This window comes from Oxynema mangrovii CENA135, assembly GCF_016632315.1.
GTDB classification, from domain to species: Bacteria; Cyanobacteriota; Cyanobacteriia; order Cyanobacteriales; family Laspinemataceae; genus Oxynema; species Oxynema aestuarii.
Map to the genome: position 1 here is coordinate 781,641 of NZ_JAEOXH010000003.1, position 16,044 is coordinate 797,684.

9 protein-coding genes are annotated in these 16,044 nt (G+C 51.8%); 6 read left to right on the forward strand and 3 right to left on the reverse strand.

The window, feature by feature from the left end; all coding sequences use genetic code 11:
* Window positions 1-52: 52 nt before the first annotated feature.
* Window positions 53-1,075, forward strand: a complete 1,023-nt coding sequence (cheB, locus tag JJD41_RS22760) for a chemotaxis-specific protein-glutamate methyltransferase CheB (RefSeq protein ID WP_200669842.1) — start codon at window positions 53-55, stop codon at window positions 1,073-1,075.
* A gap of 136 nt (window positions 1,076-1,211) precedes the next feature.
* Entirely contained in the window at window positions 1,212-2,609 is a 1,398-nt protein-coding gene (locus JJD41_RS22765) for a TldD/PmbA family protein (protein WP_200669843.1), read from the forward strand.
* Here the strand turns inward: JJD41_RS22765 and JJD41_RS22770 are convergent.
* Window positions 2,606-4,114: a hypothetical protein gene (locus JJD41_RS22770; protein ID WP_200669844.1), complete on the reverse strand. Its 1,509-nt coding sequence runs from the start codon at window positions 4,112-4,114 to the stop codon at window positions 2,606-2,608. The two genes, JJD41_RS22765 and JJD41_RS22770, sit on opposite strands and share 4 nt — an antisense overlap.
* A gap of 230 nt (window positions 4,115-4,344) precedes the next feature.
* Complete coding sequence (locus tag JJD41_RS25510; RefSeq protein WP_255547413.1) at window positions 4,345-4,473, reverse strand: hypothetical protein; 129 nt, start codon at window positions 4,471-4,473, stop codon at window positions 4,345-4,347.
* A 195-nt stretch (window positions 4,474-4,668) separates the two neighbouring features.
* Between JJD41_RS25510 and JJD41_RS22775 the strand changes: the two genes are divergently transcribed.
* The 4 genes from JJD41_RS22775 (at window position 4,669) to JJD41_RS22790 (ending at window position 13,992) form a co-directional block, all read left to right on the forward strand.
* A complete protein-coding gene (locus JJD41_RS22775) occupies window positions 4,669-5,454 on the forward strand; it encodes a DUF928 domain-containing protein (protein WP_200669845.1) in 786 nt (261 codons plus the stop codon).
* Between the two features lie 7 nt (window positions 5,455-5,461).
* Window positions 5,462-10,336, forward strand: a complete 4,875-nt coding sequence (locus tag JJD41_RS22780; protein ID WP_200669848.1) for a CHAT domain-containing protein — start codon at window positions 5,462-5,464, stop codon at window positions 10,334-10,336.
* A 114-nt stretch (window positions 10,337-10,450) separates the two neighbouring features.
* Complete coding sequence (locus JJD41_RS22785) at window positions 10,451-12,703, forward strand: CHASE2 domain-containing protein (RefSeq protein ID WP_370583932.1); 2,253 nt, start codon at window positions 10,451-10,453, stop codon at window positions 12,701-12,703.
* A gap of 26 nt (window positions 12,704-12,729) precedes the next feature.
* Window positions 12,730-13,992 (forward strand): hybrid sensor histidine kinase/response regulator, encoded by a 1,263-nt coding sequence (locus JJD41_RS22790; RefSeq protein WP_200669850.1) that lies wholly within the window; start codon window positions 12,730-12,732, stop codon window positions 13,990-13,992.
* Window positions 13,993-14,041: 49 nt separating this feature from the next.
* Here JJD41_RS22790 and JJD41_RS22795 read toward each other — a convergent pair whose 3' ends face one another.
* A complete protein-coding gene (locus JJD41_RS22795; protein WP_234489072.1) occupies window positions 14,042-15,661 on the reverse strand; it encodes a TPM domain-containing protein in 1,620 nt (539 codons plus the stop codon).
* Window positions 15,662-16,044 lie beyond the last annotated feature (383 nt).

A 16,044-nucleotide genomic window follows, 5' to 3' on the forward strand; every position in this document is an offset into this window, starting at 1 on the left:
TTCTCACTCTCTCGACTACAATAACGATCGCCCCATTCTTTCCAGTCTTTTGATGAAAATTGCGATCGTCAACGATATGGTGCTAGCGGTGGAAGCCTTACGCCGCATTGTGGGCAAAGTGCCACAGTATGAAATTATTTGGATGGCTAGCAACGGAGCCGAGGCGATCGCTAAATGTTCGCAAAAGCGACCGGATTTGATCTTAATGGATTTGCAGATGCCCGTCCTCAATGGAGTAGAGGCGACAGCGCAAATCGTCCGGCAGTTTTCTTGTGCGGTGTTAATCGTTACCGCGAGTATTGACACGAATGTCTCACAAGTGTTTGCGGCGATGGGTCACGGGGCCCTCGACGTGGTCAAAATACCGAGTTTGACCACCTCGCAAGATTCTCCCGGCGCGATCGCCCTCTTGGGGAAAATCGCCACGATCGCCAAACTGCTAGGAAAAATGCCGAGTGCTTGCGAGATCGCCTATCCGGCGGCGAGAGGAAGCCGCGCAACGGTGGTTCGCCTCGATCTGCTGCCGCCTCTGGTCGCGATCGCCGCCTCGACGGGAGGACCCCAGGCGATCTCGACGATCCTCTCACAATTACCCAAACATTTTCGCGGGGCGATCGTCGTCGTCCAGCATATCGAGGCACAATTCGCGCCGGGACTGATTCGCTGGTTAAACGATCGCACCCCGTTGACCGTCGTCATGCTCGAATCCGGGCAGGCGATCGAAGCGGGTAAAGTCTACATCGCGGGGCAGCCCAAACACGCGATCGTCGGCGCCGATCTGACCCTAGGTTACCGTCGCGAACCCCTCAATTGTCCTTACTGTCCCTCGGCGGACGTGCTATTTGCCAGTCTCGCTCAACATTGGCCCGCGACGGGAGTGGGGATTTTACTGACGGGAATGGGTCGAGACGGGGCCGAGGGCTTAAAACAACTGCGCGATCGCGGTTGGTACACGATCGCCCAATCCCGAGAAGATTGTGTCGTCTACGGAATGCCCAAAGCCGCCGCCGAAATTGACGCCGCCCGCCGCATCTTACCCCTCGCCGCGATCGCCGAATTTTTGCGCGATCGCTGAAAGAACCCGATCGCATAAGGGTTGGCAAGATCCCCATCCCGAGAACCGATAGCGGGCGATCGTCCCCGAACGGGGGAGCAAAAAAGGACATTTTGTAAGAAAATAGACTCGATCCCGTCGAGCGCTACCCCGTCTCATGTCTACCTCGATAGCCGATGCTAAAAACTTACTAGACGATCTGATCGCACGCTACTCCTCGCGCGTCGATTACTTGGCGATTCGTCTGGAAGAATCCGAAGGAACCGATATTTTTTTACGGGGAGACAAAATCGAAACCCTCAGCGAAGGAGTGGCCATTGGCGGACAAGTCCGGGCCTGTTATCGAGGCGGGTGGGGATTTGCCAGCTTCAATCACCTAGGGACTTTGAGCGATCGCGTCGAAGAGGCGATCGCCGCCGCCCGCTTAGTCGGCGAAGAAGAAACCCTACTCGCCCCCATCGAAGCCATCCGCGACACCTGCCAAATGCCCATCAGTGGCATTCACCCGCGCCAAATCCCCCTCGCCGACAAAAAAGCCCTATGCGATCGCTACACCGCCATTTTGCGCGGCGTCGATCCTCGGATCGCCACCACCTCCGTCCGCTACGCCGATAGCGCCCAACGCATACTCCTGTTCACCTCCGAAGGAACGGCGATCGATCAATCCTGGGTAGACATGGAAATGCGCTTCGCCGCCACCGCCCGCAATGGCGAAACCGTGCAAACCGGACGAGAAACCACCGGATCGCGCAAAGCTTACCAAGACCTCACTACCCTCGACGACCAAGTGCGCGGCGCCGCACAACGCGCCGTAGACGCCCTCAGTTTGCCCACCGCCCAAGGCAACACCTACACCGTCGTCATCGATCCGATCCTCACCGGACTGTTCGTTCACGAAGCCTTCGGACATCTCTCCGAAGCCGACATGGCTTACGAAAATCCCGACTTACTCGAAGTGATGACCCTCGGACGCCGTTTCGGTCCGCCGGAATTGCAAATTTTCGACGGCGCCGCCCCGCCGGGACATCGCGGCAGCTACTTCTACGACGACGAAGGCACCCCCGCCACCACCACCCAACTGATTAAAGATGGAATTTTAGCCGGACGGCTGCACTCGCGCGAAACTGCAGGCAAATTAGGGGAAGCCCCCACCGGAAACGCGCGCTGTCTCAACTATCAATATCCGCCCCTGGTTCGCATGACCAACACCTGGATCGAACGGGGCAATACCCCGGTCAAAGACCTGTTTACCGACATTAAAAAAGGGGTTTACGCCCGCAACTGGCTCGGGGGGATGACCAATGGCGAAATGTTTACCTTCAGCGCCGGGGAAGCGTGGATGATTCGCAACGGTAAATTAGCCGAACCCGTGCGCGATGTCACCCTTTCGGGAAACGTGTTCAGTACCCTGGCCGATATCGAGGCGATCGGCGATGATTTTTATTGGGACGAGTCCGGCGGTTGTGGAAAAGGCGGACAAAATGGCTTACCCGTCGGTTGTGGCGGTCCGAGTTTGCGGATTCGCAATGTGATCGTCGGTGGCGACGCCCATTAAAGATCGAGATCGTCCGAGTTGGAGGGGCGATCGCGCGATCGCCCTCGCGCCGTGGGAGGGGTAGCCGTCGCACCGGAAAGAGACGAATTTTCCGCCATGCGATCCATTTGCTCTACTTCGTCGAGAATCGCTTCGGGACTGGTTTCGGTAGATTTGACCACGTAATTTAATTTCAGTTCTTCTAATAAGTCTTGCAAGAGGCGTTCGAGTTCGGCGCGAGTGGCTTTGGCGCGCAGTTCTTCCCGTAAAGAAGCGCCGAACTGTTTGGAAAGGGTCTCGAAAATCGCCCGACCTTCCAAATCGCTGTAGGAATTGGCTAAGACTTTAATCGTGGTGTCGGCGAGGTTGTTGGCGAGGGTTTCGATCGTGTCTTCCGGTAAGGTGCCGATTCCGGGAATATTTTGCAAGCTTTGATAAAAATCGGAATCTTTTAAGGCACTTTCGATGCTGTAGTGTAGTAACTCTTCGATTTCCGGTTGGACGCGGGGTAAGACTTTGTAAATGGTCAATTCCAAGAGGCGATCGCCGATCGCTTGGATTTCGTTGACCTCGTTGACGGCGATGTAGGGTTGTGGGGACAGTAAAGCGCGCGCCAGTTCGCCAGTGGCAACGGCTGACTGCATTTGGTCGATCCAGCGTACCATCGCGAATTTGGCGAGGCGATCGGCCAATTGCGCCCCCGGTTCGCGGGTCATCTGCACTAAAGCGCGCCGGAAGTCCACTAATTGCGTTTGTTGCAAGCGTACCAGGACTGGAATCACCCGCAACCAGCGCCAAAATGGAACAAATAAAAAGATGTCGTACCAGCGCCGCAGGATCGCGTCAAACCACTTGAGATCGGTTTCGCGGCGATAGCGGAAAAAGGTACGGGTGAAGAATTCGACGGCAAAAAAGGTCATGAAAAAGATATCGAACCGCCAAAATTCATCGACGAATTGCCCGTAAACATCGACGTTGCGAAAATAATTGGCGTCCATTAAGGGACGGATGCGGCGGTCAAAAAATTGTAGTTCTTGCAGGGATCCGGCTTGGTTGAAATGCCGGGGCGTCCAAAATTGTGCGAAGGCGACTTTTGCCGAGTCCACCTTCATCCGATCTTCAATTTCTCGTTGAATTTTGGCAAAACTGGGAAGTCTTGAGGGAACGGCAAAGGGATTTTCTTCAATTAATTTGACACTTTGCTGCCGGAGAGAAGCGAATAAGGACTCGATTTTATCGGGGCGAGAATTGGGGCGATCGCCCGTTAATTCTATCGTCAATAAATCGACTGTTTTCAGGTAGGTTTGCGTGTCTCGATGGGGTTCGATCCCTTTCATCGGATCGTAAAAAATAACGAGGTCGGGGACGTGTTTGATATAAAAATCTCGCAGGGGAATGTAGGTTAAATTAAACAGTCCTAGGAGAAAATTTACTAGGGCGAGAAGGGCGACCAATTTCGCCAGCCACCCCATGGAAATCGTGGGGGTTTGGGCTCGATTTTTGCGGTCGGTTTGGCTCGGTTGCACGGCGATTTCTGCTTGGCAAATGGATATTACGGACGATCGCCTCCCGGATGTTGTAAACGGTTCACCACATTTTTCGAGAGTCGATACTCCTTGGGAGTCGCTTTGCGATCGCACCCAGCCAGCGTTAAGATCGAATTCCCCTTCAACCGTCAACCTCTTTCGCTCTCGACAGAAAATTGAGCCATTGCTTCCCGAAAGCTGGAACGGTCGAGCAAGTTAACGGGTCACTTCTACTGGGAACAAGTCCCTCGGCGATCGCATCGTGCCAATTTAGAATCTGCTCGAAATTTTCTCAAAATTTGCTCGACCATATAAACCGTGGTATCGCGCGATCGCGTTTGCACGAGGTTAAACGCCATCAATTTTATGAAACTTTAATGTTTTTGCGAGCGTCTAATTACTTTTAGAGCAGTAAAAATAACCTACTGGCGACTCAATAGTTGGATCGATTAGACTGAGTATATAAGGGGGTGTCCTCATGCCAAAATCCAGATTCTGGAGGCTTTTGGCCGGATAGCTCCACCTGTATTTTCTTCAGGAAGAGAGTGACAATCATGATTCGGAAACGTTCAATCAAAAAGATCGCCCAGATTCCGATCGGGGTACTGTTAATGATTCCACTGGCAGCGTCTTCGATCTTGCCAGCACAAGCGCAGTCGGTCAATACTCGCCCGGGGCCGTCTGACAGTTGGCTGGTCAGCGAAGCCTTTTCGCCACCGAACCGGGGCGCACCGCCAGCGACGGCTGAAGGCGGAACCCGAGGCTGCGGTAACTATGAAGAAGGGGCAAAGGCGCTGACGCCTCTGATTCCCGAAAAATTCTTGGCGCTCACGGTGTCGGAACATCCGACCTTCTTCTGGTACGTTCCGGGCGCCTCGGAACAAACCCTAGAATTTACCTTACTCGACAAAAATGACGAAGAAGTCATCTATCAAACGACGTTTGCAGCCCCCGTCAAATCCGGAATTGTGAGCTTGCAACTTCCGTCAGAAAACGTCGAAGCACTCAAAACCGGGGAAATGTACCACTGGTATTTAGTCACGATTTGCGACCCGAACGATCGCAGTGGCGATTTGTTTGTCGATGGCTGGATCGAACGCACGGAAGCGACTATGGAACTGACGGCAGCTTTAGAGGATGCCCAGGCCGACGAAATTCCGTCTATTTATGCTAGAGCCGGGATTTGGCACGAAGCTCTAGCCAGTTTAGCGCAACTGCGTCAAGAAAATCCCGAAGATTCTAACTTGGCCGAACGCTGGCAGCAACTTTTAAATTCAGTCGATCTCGGCGAATTTTCGGAAGAACCGCTCGTCGCTCGCAATCAAAGCACTCAGGAGTAAAACCATCGTGTCGTCACGGGTAACCCATCACCGTTGGTTGTGGACTTTACCGATTTGTTTGACCATTTTGGGGGCCGGGCCGGGGCGGACGCAAACTCCGATCCCGGCGGCGGACGGTACGGGAACCGTCGTTACCCCTGACGGCAACCGTTTTGATATTGATGGCGGTAGGCGATCGCCTGACGGTGCCAACCTGTTTCACAGTTTCGAGCAGTTTGGGCTAGATCCGGGTCAAACGGCGAATTTTTTGTCGGATCCCCAGATTCGCAACATCTTAACTCGGGTAGTCGGTGGCGATCCCTCGGTTATCCACGGATTGCTTCAAGTGAGCGGGGGCAATTCTAATCTCTATTTGCTCAATCCTGCCGGAATTGTCTTCGGGTCTCAAGCCCGTTTGGACGTTCCGGCGTCTTTTTTTGCCACCACCGCCACGGGGATTGGCTTTGAGGGGGGCTGGTTCGATGTTTCCCAGGCTCCGGTTTTCGACCGTCTGCTCGGTTCGCCCAATGCCTTTGCGTTCGATCGCGATCGCCCCGGGGTCACTCTCAATGCAGGTCACTTGGCGGTCACTCCGGGAGCCACCCTCAGCTTGAGCGGCGCCACGGTCATCAATACCGGAACCCTCAGCGCCCCGGGGGGTCAAATCTCTCTCGCTGCAGTTCCCGGGGAAGGCATCGTCCGCCTCAGTCAAACCGGGATGGTCTTGAGCTTGGACCTCGACGCTCAAGGGGCCGCCAACCCTCTGTTGACCCCTCCCGATCTGGCCGAATTGCTCACGGGAGGCCAGTTGAGCCACGCTACCGGGGTTCGCCTCAATCCGGACGGAACCGTGAGTTTGAGCGGTTCTACGGCCAAAATTACGCCGGAAGCGGGGATGACGATCGCCTCGGGTCATCTCAGCGTCGCCCATACCCAAAGGACGATCGCCCCGGGCGCAATTCAGGTGTTGGGCGATCGCGTCGGCGTCCTGGACGCGGCGATCGATGCTTCGAGTATCGCCGGAGGTGGCGACATCTGGATCGGGGGCGACTTGCGCGGCGGCGGCACCCTCCCCACAGCCCGCCAGAGTGCGATCGGCTCGAATTCGACGGTCAAAGCTAACGCGATCGCGGGCGCCGATTCCAGTGGAAATGGCGGTCGGATTATCATCTGGGCCGACGATCTCACCCGCTTTAGCGGAACGGTCGAAGCCCGAGGGGTCGGCAAGGGCGGCAATGGTGGCTTTGTGGAAATTTCCGGCAAAGAACGGCTCATTTTTAACGGGAGCGCCGATTTGAGCGCCCCAGAGGGCCTCTGGGGGACGCTCCTGCTCGATCCGAGAAATATTGCGATCGTCAGTGGCGACAGCTCTCCCGGGGTCGATGAGGCGTTGAGTCAGGAACCCCCACAAATCCTGGCAGACGATTTCTTCGGTACGGAGGAAGATGGCGAAAATCAAGATATCGACATTAGCGCCTCTACCCTCGAACAATTATCCGGCAATATTATTCTCGAAGCCACCAACGATATTACGATCGCTAATAACGTCGATTTGACCTTCGTTCCCGGCGGGTCGATCGTCTTTACCGCCGATGCGGACCAGTCCGGGGAAGGCGCTTTCTCGATGAGTCAAAATAGCGAAATCAATACCCAAGGGCGAGATTTGACGATTTCGGGGGTTAGCGTTGAAGTCGGCATCATTAATACCGCTCTCGAAGACGCAGACGCGGGAAATCTCTCCTTAATCGGCAGTTCGGGCAACGTCACGGCGCGGGAGCTGATCGCTACCGCAACAGGGGACAACTCCGGCGGCGAGATTAGCCTGTCTACTACGGGAAGCGGCGAGATTAGCTTGCAAGCGTCGGGGGCGATCGATACTAGCGCGGCAGATGGCGACGCCGGAACCATTACCCTGAGTACGGAAAATGGCGTGATTAATATCGCCAACAACGACCTCACCGCGACCTCCAACAACGGATCTGGGGGCGCGATTCTCTTGGAAACGACCGGAGACGGGGCGATCGATATCAATCCCGGCGTGCTCAATTCGAGTTCGCAAGCGGGGGATGGCGGTGCCATTACTTTGAGGACGGGAAATGGAGATATTCGCACTCGCGATCTGACCTCGAATTCGAGTGGCGCCGGAACTGGGGGGGCGATCGCCGTATCCGCCGGGGGAGATGGCGCGATCGAAGTGATTACGGGGACGTTCGATTCGAGTTCGCTGTCGGGAATTGGCGGCGATATCTCCCTCGATAGCGAGGGGGGAGATATCAAGACCGGAGAGTTGCTCGCCGGAAGTGAGGAAGGCGTCGCCGGAGCGATCGCCATCGACGCCAACACGGGAACGATCGACGTTGCAGGGGATGTTATTGCTTCGGATTTAAGCTTAATTGCCAACGCGATCGCCCTGTCTGGCGGTGCCAATTCAGTGACGGGAACCGGACAAGTCTCTTTCCAACCCCCACAAGGCGATCGCGATATCGAAGTGGGAACCACGGCGAGCAATTCCGACGCCTTGCAACTCTCCGGCAATACCTTGAGTGCGATCGCCTCGGGGTTCGAGCAAATCGCGATCGGGACTGCCGACTCGACCGCAGACGTGCGTCTGGGAACGAGCGACCCCTTCAACCTCCCGGTACTCATCCGAGGCGGCGACACGCTCTTCGGCGGCGATCGGGATACGACCTGGACGCTGTCTGGGGTCAACAGTGGCACGGTGAGCGGCTATGCCAACGGTTTACGATTTGAAAATATCGAAAACCTAGTGGCTGGAAACCGCAACGATTTATTTGTTTTTAATGACGGCGCGCGCCTTAGCGGTACCATCGACGGTCGCGACGGCAACGATTATCTCAATTACGACGCTTACACGACCCCGGTAAATATCGATTTGCCGAGTAATACGGCGACCGGAACCGCAGGGGTATTTAATATTGAGGAACCCCCAACGCCCAATACTCCGGGGAATGGGAATTCTGGTAACGAGACTCCCGATAACGAGACTCCCGATAACGAGACTCCCGATAACGAGACTCCCGATAACGAGACTCCCGAACCGACAATTCCGATTCCTCCACCGATAGAAATCGAACCTGCGCCGGACATTGCCCCCCTGTCGGAAACTGAGGATTCCTCTAGCGATTCCCCGATTGACAACGACGGGACGCCACCCCAACGGGCTGATTTCCCCGTGGCACTCGATCGCGAGATCGACCCGACGATCGGATCTCAAGCGCCCAACCCCGTGAGTCCGGAACCGATGGAGGGAGTGAGCGTTCCTCCGGTTCCCGAGACGTCCCCCCTTCCGGAGAGGGCGACGGGCGATCGCCCGGACAATGGATCGATTCCGGAGATCGGCGGGATCGACCCGAATGCGCCGATTCCGGTGGATGCCCTGTTGCCGTTGCCTTCCAATCCGAACCCCGCACCGGAAAATCCGGCTCAACCGCCACCCAACAACCCCGTGGCCCAACCGCCGATCGCCCAAGGACCGAATGCGGTACAACCGGAGCAGATTTTACAGGTGGATCCGAGTTATCCGAGTGGGTCAACTCAGGGGAATTCGTGGGGCGATCGCGAGATGGGCGATCGTGGGGTTCTCGGGGATCGGGTCAACAACAATTTGAACAATCGCCCGGTTCTGCGATTGGCAACCCGTAGCGAGATCGAAAACTTGTTCGACCGAGGGGATATTCCCGGGGCGATCGAAACCCTCGATCGCTTCTACAGCGAAGAGTTCGAGAGCTTTTTAGGGGTCAAAACCACCAATCCTTACCTGTCTTTTCCGGCGATGCAACTGCGCCAGCAAGAAATGGCGGAACTGACGGGCGATCGCTCGGCGATTATTTATACTTTCGTGCGATCGGACTATTTAGAAGTGGTTCTCGTGCCCCTCGTCGGCGATCCCATTTACAAGCGCATCGTCGAAGCCCCCAAAATTCGGCTTTTGCAAGAGGTTCGGACGTTCCTCGATCGCATCGTCAGTCCCATCCAACGGCGCACGGATCGCTATCTCGAACCGTCCCAACAACTTTACAACTGGATGCTCGCCCCCCTCGCCGACGATTTAGAACGGCTGGAGATCGATACGCTGATCTTCAGCATGGACGAGCATTTACGCAGTCTTCCCCTCGCCGCCTTGCACGATGGCAATGCCTTCTTAGTGGAACGCTACAATCTCAGTTTGATTCCCAGTTTGCATCTGGTCGATACCCGCTACCAGTCGTTAAACAATGCGTCAATCTTGGCGATGGGGGTTTCCCAATTCCAGGATCAGCCCCCCTTACCTGCAGTTCCCCTGGAAATTAGCACGATCGCCGAAAATATTTGGCCCGGGAAAACCTTCCTCAATCAAGCGGTCACTTTAGAAAATTTAAAGGAACAACGGCAGGAGTTTCCTTATCAAATCATTCACCTCGCCACCCACGGACAATTTAGTAAAGGTCAGATCCAAGAGTCTTATCTCCAGTTATGGGATAAAAAGTTACGCCTCGATCACATTCCCGCCTTACCGTGGCACGATCCCCCGGTGGAATTGCTCGTCCTCAGCGCCTGTCGCACGGCGTTAGGCGATCGCGAGGCGGAATTTGGCTTTGCGGGGTTGGCGGTGCAGTCGGGCGCCAAATCGGCGATCGCCAGTCTCTGGTATGCCAACGATACCGGAACCCTGGGACTGATGAGCGAGTTTTATCATTCGTTGCGATCGGTACCGCTTAAAGCGCAAGCCTTACGGGAAGCCCAAATCGCCATGTTGCGCGGCGAATTGTATCTCAAGGACGGTCAACTCGTCGGCAGTTTCGGTACGATTTCCTTACCCCCCGAATTTAGTGGCAGCCATCTTAAAACCTTGGTACATCCCTATTATTGGGCTGGGTTTACGACCATTGGTAGCCCTTGGTAAGGGGTTGGAACCCGCTTGGGGATCCTCTCCGAGAACCGATCTCGGGGTCTTTCAGGGAAGTGATGGGGAGCGATCGCCGATTTCGAGCGGCTATATTCAGTCCAGAGGCAAGTTGTGAGCCGTTCGACCCTTTCAAATTTGGGCTTTAGAATCGAAATGGGATTGAACGGCTTACCGATTCCAATCGCCTTGAGTGCCAATTTTAGCCTGGACCGTATGTGGAAAAAACTGCGAGCGCAACAAGGACAATGGCGCCGGATTCTGGCGATCGCCCCGACGGTGGGGATAACTTTGATCGTATTGCGGGCGATCGGCTTATTTCAAATGTTGGAATTGTCTTTGTTCGATCGCTGGTTTGATTGGCGCCCTTTGGAAGATCCGGACCGACGCATCGCGATCGTCGGTATTACCGAATCGGACTTGCGCCAAGTCGGAACCTGGCCAATTCCCGATCGCTTGTTGGCGCAATTACTCAATAAAATTAAAGCCCAAAATCCCGCCGCGATCGGCTTGGATATTTATCGCGACTTACCCGTAGACCCGGGTTACGATGAATTAGTTGAAGTTTTTGAATCGACCCCGAATTTAATTGGTATTAGAAAAGCGGTGGGCGATCGCAACCGTCAAGGGGTCGCGCCGCCTCCCGTTCTCGCGCGTTTGGATCGCGTCGCCGCCAACGATTTTCCCTGGGATGCCGATGGCAAGATTCGACGGGCTTTTTTGTACTTAGATGATGAAAATGGCAATATTATTTATAGTTTGGCTTTTCGGTTGGCTTGGATTTATTTAAAAGAGCGGGGCATCCAACCGAAAATGGAAGGAGAAACCCGAATTGTTTTGGGTAAAACTTCATTTTCTCCCTTTTCTTCTAACGACGGCGGCTACGTAGGAGCGGAAGATAGCGGCTATCAAGTTTTATTGAATTTTCGAGGGCCGAGTCATACCTTCGATCGCGTGTCTTTATTTGAAGTCTTAGAAGAGCGCATTCCTTCGGACTTTTTCCGCGATCGCATTATCTTAATCGGTTCGACTGCCGAAAGTTTAAAAGACTATTTATTGATTCCTTACAGCAGCGATTTTATGGGGCTTCCCGAAGCTATGGCGGGGGTCGAGGTTCATGCCAATTTAACCAGTCAAATTATTGCAGGAGCCTTGGAAGGGCGATCGCAATTAAAAACTTGGCCCGAACTACTCGAATGGCTTTGGATTTTGGCATGGAGTGCGATCGGAACCACGATTATCTGTCAGTGGTACTATGAAAATGACCTCGCTAAAATCTCTTTTCCACGGACGGGCAGCCGGATCGCGATCGCCAGCACGAGTCTCCTCGCGATCGGTTATCTCGCCTTTCTCAGCAGTTGGTGGATTCCCATTATTCCCGCCTTTTTCTCACTCCTTGCCGCCACAATTGTTAACACCGGATACACCCTTTGGGATAATTTAAAAATCTCCCACAAACGCATCGAAGATTATGCTAAAACCCTAGAAATAAAAGTCGAACAGCGCACCTTTGAATTAAGAGAGAAAAACGAACAATTACAACATACTCTCGAAAAACTGACCGCCGCCCAAAAGCAAATGATCGCTCAAGAAAAATTCGCTTATTTGGGCTCCCTAGCTGCTGGAATTGCTCACGAAATCAGAAATCCACTTAATTTTGTCAATAACTTCGCCCGCATTTCGGTCGAATTGACCGAAGAAATTATAGAAGAATTAGAGCCTCAATTAGAATATTTAGAGGAGGAATCTGTCGAAGAAATTAACGATATTTTTGAAGAACTAAAAGAAAGTATCGCCGATATTAGTAGCCACGGGCAAAGAATTGAAAAAATCATTCAAGGGATGTTGATGCACGCCCAGAATGATGAAACGGGGCATCGGGAATCTACCGATATTAATGCCCTTCTTAAAGAAAGCGTCGAGCTAGTTTATCACAGTCTCAAAGCTCGCGACAAAAGCTTTGAAATGACCCTAGAAACCGACTACGATAATTCGATTGGCGAACTCTATGTGGTTCCTCAATATATTAGTCGTGCCTTTTTAAATATTCTAACCAATGCCTGCGATGCTGCTTATGCCAAGCAGAAAAAAATTGGGGACAGTTTCGTCCCCTTGGTTATCGTTAAAACGGTTAACTTAGAAGGCGGTATTGAAATCCATATTCGCGATAATGGCGTCGGTATTTCTGACGAATTTATCGATAAAATTTTCAATCCCTTTTTTACCACAAAACCCCCCGGGGAAGGGACGGGTTTGGGTTTGTCGATCGCCTATGATACGATCGTAGCAGCCCATCAAGGAGACATTCAGGTTAAAAGCGAAGTCGATTCTCATACGGAATTCATTATCTTTTTACCTAAAAAATGATTTAATCGATCTTCAACAATATAGACATGGAAGAGCAAAAAGCCCCGCAAATCTTATTTGTCGATGACGAACCCTCTCTTGAAAGTCTGATTCGCCGACAGTTCAGACGAAAGTTGCGTAAAAAAGAATACGAATTCTTTTTTGCTCAAAATGGGGTTGAAGCTTTAAAACAAATTGAAGAAGAGCCTGATATTCAGGTCGTCATTACTGACATTAATATGCCGGAAATGAACGGTCTGACTTTACTCGACAAAATTCACGATCTCGGTCATGTCATTAAAACCGTCGTTCTGTCGGCTTATGGGGACATGAAAAATATTAGAACGGCGATGAATCGAGGGGCGTTTGATTTTCTCAACAAGCCGATCGATTTTGAAGATTTAGAAATTACGATGAATCGCGCCTTAGAGCAGGTTCAGCAGCAACGCAACAGTCAATATCAACTCCAACAAGCTCAAACCCAATTAATTCAAAGCGAAAAAATGTCCGCTCTCGGTCAGCTCATCGCTGGAGTCGCTCACGAAATGAATAATCCCGTCGGATTTATTGCAGGAAATGTGGCGATCGCCGAAGATTATATCAGCGAACTGATCGAAGTCATCCAGCTATATCGAGATAAATTTAGCGATCCCGGCGAAGAGATTAGCGCCAAACTTAACGAAGTTGACTTTGAATCCCTCGTCGCCGACGTTCCCGAACTCGTCGCCTCCATGAAAGAAGGAACCGATCGCATTTATCATTTAAGCAATTCATTAAGAACCTTTTCACGGGCGGATATTTCTACTAAAGTCGCCTTTAATCTCCACGACGGGATCGACAGTACCTTATTGATTTTAAAACATCGTTTAAAAGCGAACGAATTTCGTCCGACTATCGACATTTGCAAAGAATATAGTGAATTACCTGCAGTGATTTGCTATCCGGGACAACTCAACCAAGTATTTATGAATTTGCTCGCCAACGCGATCGATGCGTTAGACGAATATAGCGATGGACGAACTTGGGATGAGATGCTCGAATCTCCTAATATCATTACAATTTCAACCCGAGAACTTCCCGAAAAAAAGCAAGTTGAAATTCGCATCTCGGATAACGGACCGGGAATTCCCGAGAAAGTGAAAACCCACGTTTTTGATTATTTATTTACCACCAAACCCCCCGGAAAAGGAACCGGATTGGGACTGTCCATCAGCTATCAAATTGTCGTCGAAAAGCATGGCGGTCGCCTTTATTGCGAAAGTGAGGGAAACACGGGGGCCACTTTTATCATTGAATTGCCCATCGAATAATTCAATTTTCCCACTTTTTGAAGATTGGGGTGCTATGGCAATTTTCTAGTTAGAAATCTCCGCCTGCACCGCCGCCACCGGAACTCCCACCACCAAAGTCACCGCCACCCCCGGAACCGCCGCCACCGCCACTGGCGCCACCACCGCCACCAAATCCGCCACCAAAAATGCCCCCGGTATAACCGGAACCACTGCGGTGAGTGCGACTCGAACTTCTTCGGTAAGAACGGCGAGAACGGGAATAAGGGGGAATTGTGATTTCGCGCTCTTGTTTATAGTCACAACACTGACATTCCGCGATTAATCTGCGTTTTCCCGGCTGTGAATCAGTTGGCATAACAGTAGTTTTATAGTCTTCAACCACCGTTAATTCTTGACAGTTAGGACAAAATTTAAAGCGATCGCGCTCATCTGGAAGGCGATCTATGCAAATATGAAAAGGTAATTCAAATGGCGAACTACACTGGGAACACTGCCATCCTTCTATTTTGAGGCTGCCTAAATCTACGGCGACTTTTTGAGGTCGGCTTAAATAAGCCGTTAGAGTTTGCCAATCTACAGGTTGCATGAGCCGACCGCATTTTTTGCAGCGATATTTTTTATTTGAATTGGTTAAAAAGGATTTTTGAGGATCGAGTAAGTTTGAGAGTGGAAAACTCGCGAAGGTAGCATTAATTAAGGGGTAAAATACAAAATTTGCCCATGTAAAGCCGAATAAAGGCTCGATAAAACCATTTAAAAAGACATAAATTATGCTCGTCGCTACTATCGTCCCTACGAAGACTTCAAATCCCGGAATAAAGCTGTAAGTTTTGGCAATCCAAGCTAAAAGGAGAAGGGCGATTAAAATAAACCAAAAATTAGCTAAATTTGGAAATAAAGAGTTGACTAAAATCGTGAAACAAAAAACGGCGATAAAATTGGCGCGATAGAAAAAAGACCCCCGACGATCGCCCTTTGCTGAATCATTTTTGTAGCGCGATCGCCCGGTCGGTTCGAGTCGATTGTTGTTGGATATTTTACGGGCGATCGCGATCGAACTGGCAATCCCGATCGCGCCAGCACCAATTATTCGGATCCAGGCGAGCGGCGATCGCGAAACCGTTGTAGAGCGATCGCTGTCTGCAATATTATTAATTTCTGCTTGAGATTCTGCTTGAGATAATAGCCATTCTTGTTCTAATTTCTCGACGATCGCGCGAGTCCCGGCTAAAATGCCGCCATTAAAATCATCGGTTTTGAGTTTCGGCAGAATATAACGGTCTAAAATATTACCGACTTCAGCATCGGGAAGAATCGGCTCGATTCCATATCCGGTTTCAATTTCCACCCGGCGATCGCTCAGAGTGGTTAAAAATAAAACCCCGTTATCTTCTTCTTGTTTGCCAATTCCCCAGTGATTAAATAGTTCGGTGGCAAATTGTTTGGGAGAGGGAGACGGTGCCGTTTCTGGAACGGTAACCACGGCCATTTCAGCCCCAGTTTTTGCCTCTAAATTGTCAATTAGGCGATCGATTTGTGCTTCCGTGTCGGGAGTGAGAACCTGAGCCAGATCCGCGACCCAACCCCCATATTCTTGTTGCGGATTGGGAACGTCCTCGACGCTTAACCCATGAGTGGGGAGGGGTAACAACAATCCCAACAGTCCCAACAGTCCCCAAAATGCCAAAAATGCTAGAAATCCCCTCCAAATGCGGGCATGGAGTAGCTGAAAGTTAGGAAATCTTCTCATTGACTTGTCAAATGCTCGACTGCGGCGATCGCTCTATTGCTAGGAGTATTCTCCTTGGAGGCGCGCATTTGCCAGTCGTTGTGTGAATGGGTAGTGAAAGACGATCTCAACCCAAATCAGTGCAAATCTTTCGCCAATTGAAGTTATCTATGCAACAGCAGGCGATCGACGATCGCACCTTACATTAAACGCACTACGACCGTCAAGAAATTTTCGAGGGTCACCCGCAAGTTTTCGGTTTCAATCCGGCGTATTTCATGAGAGAAGTAACTGACTCGGTTAAGTTGACGTCGCGCCTACGATCGCATCATGTTACAAGG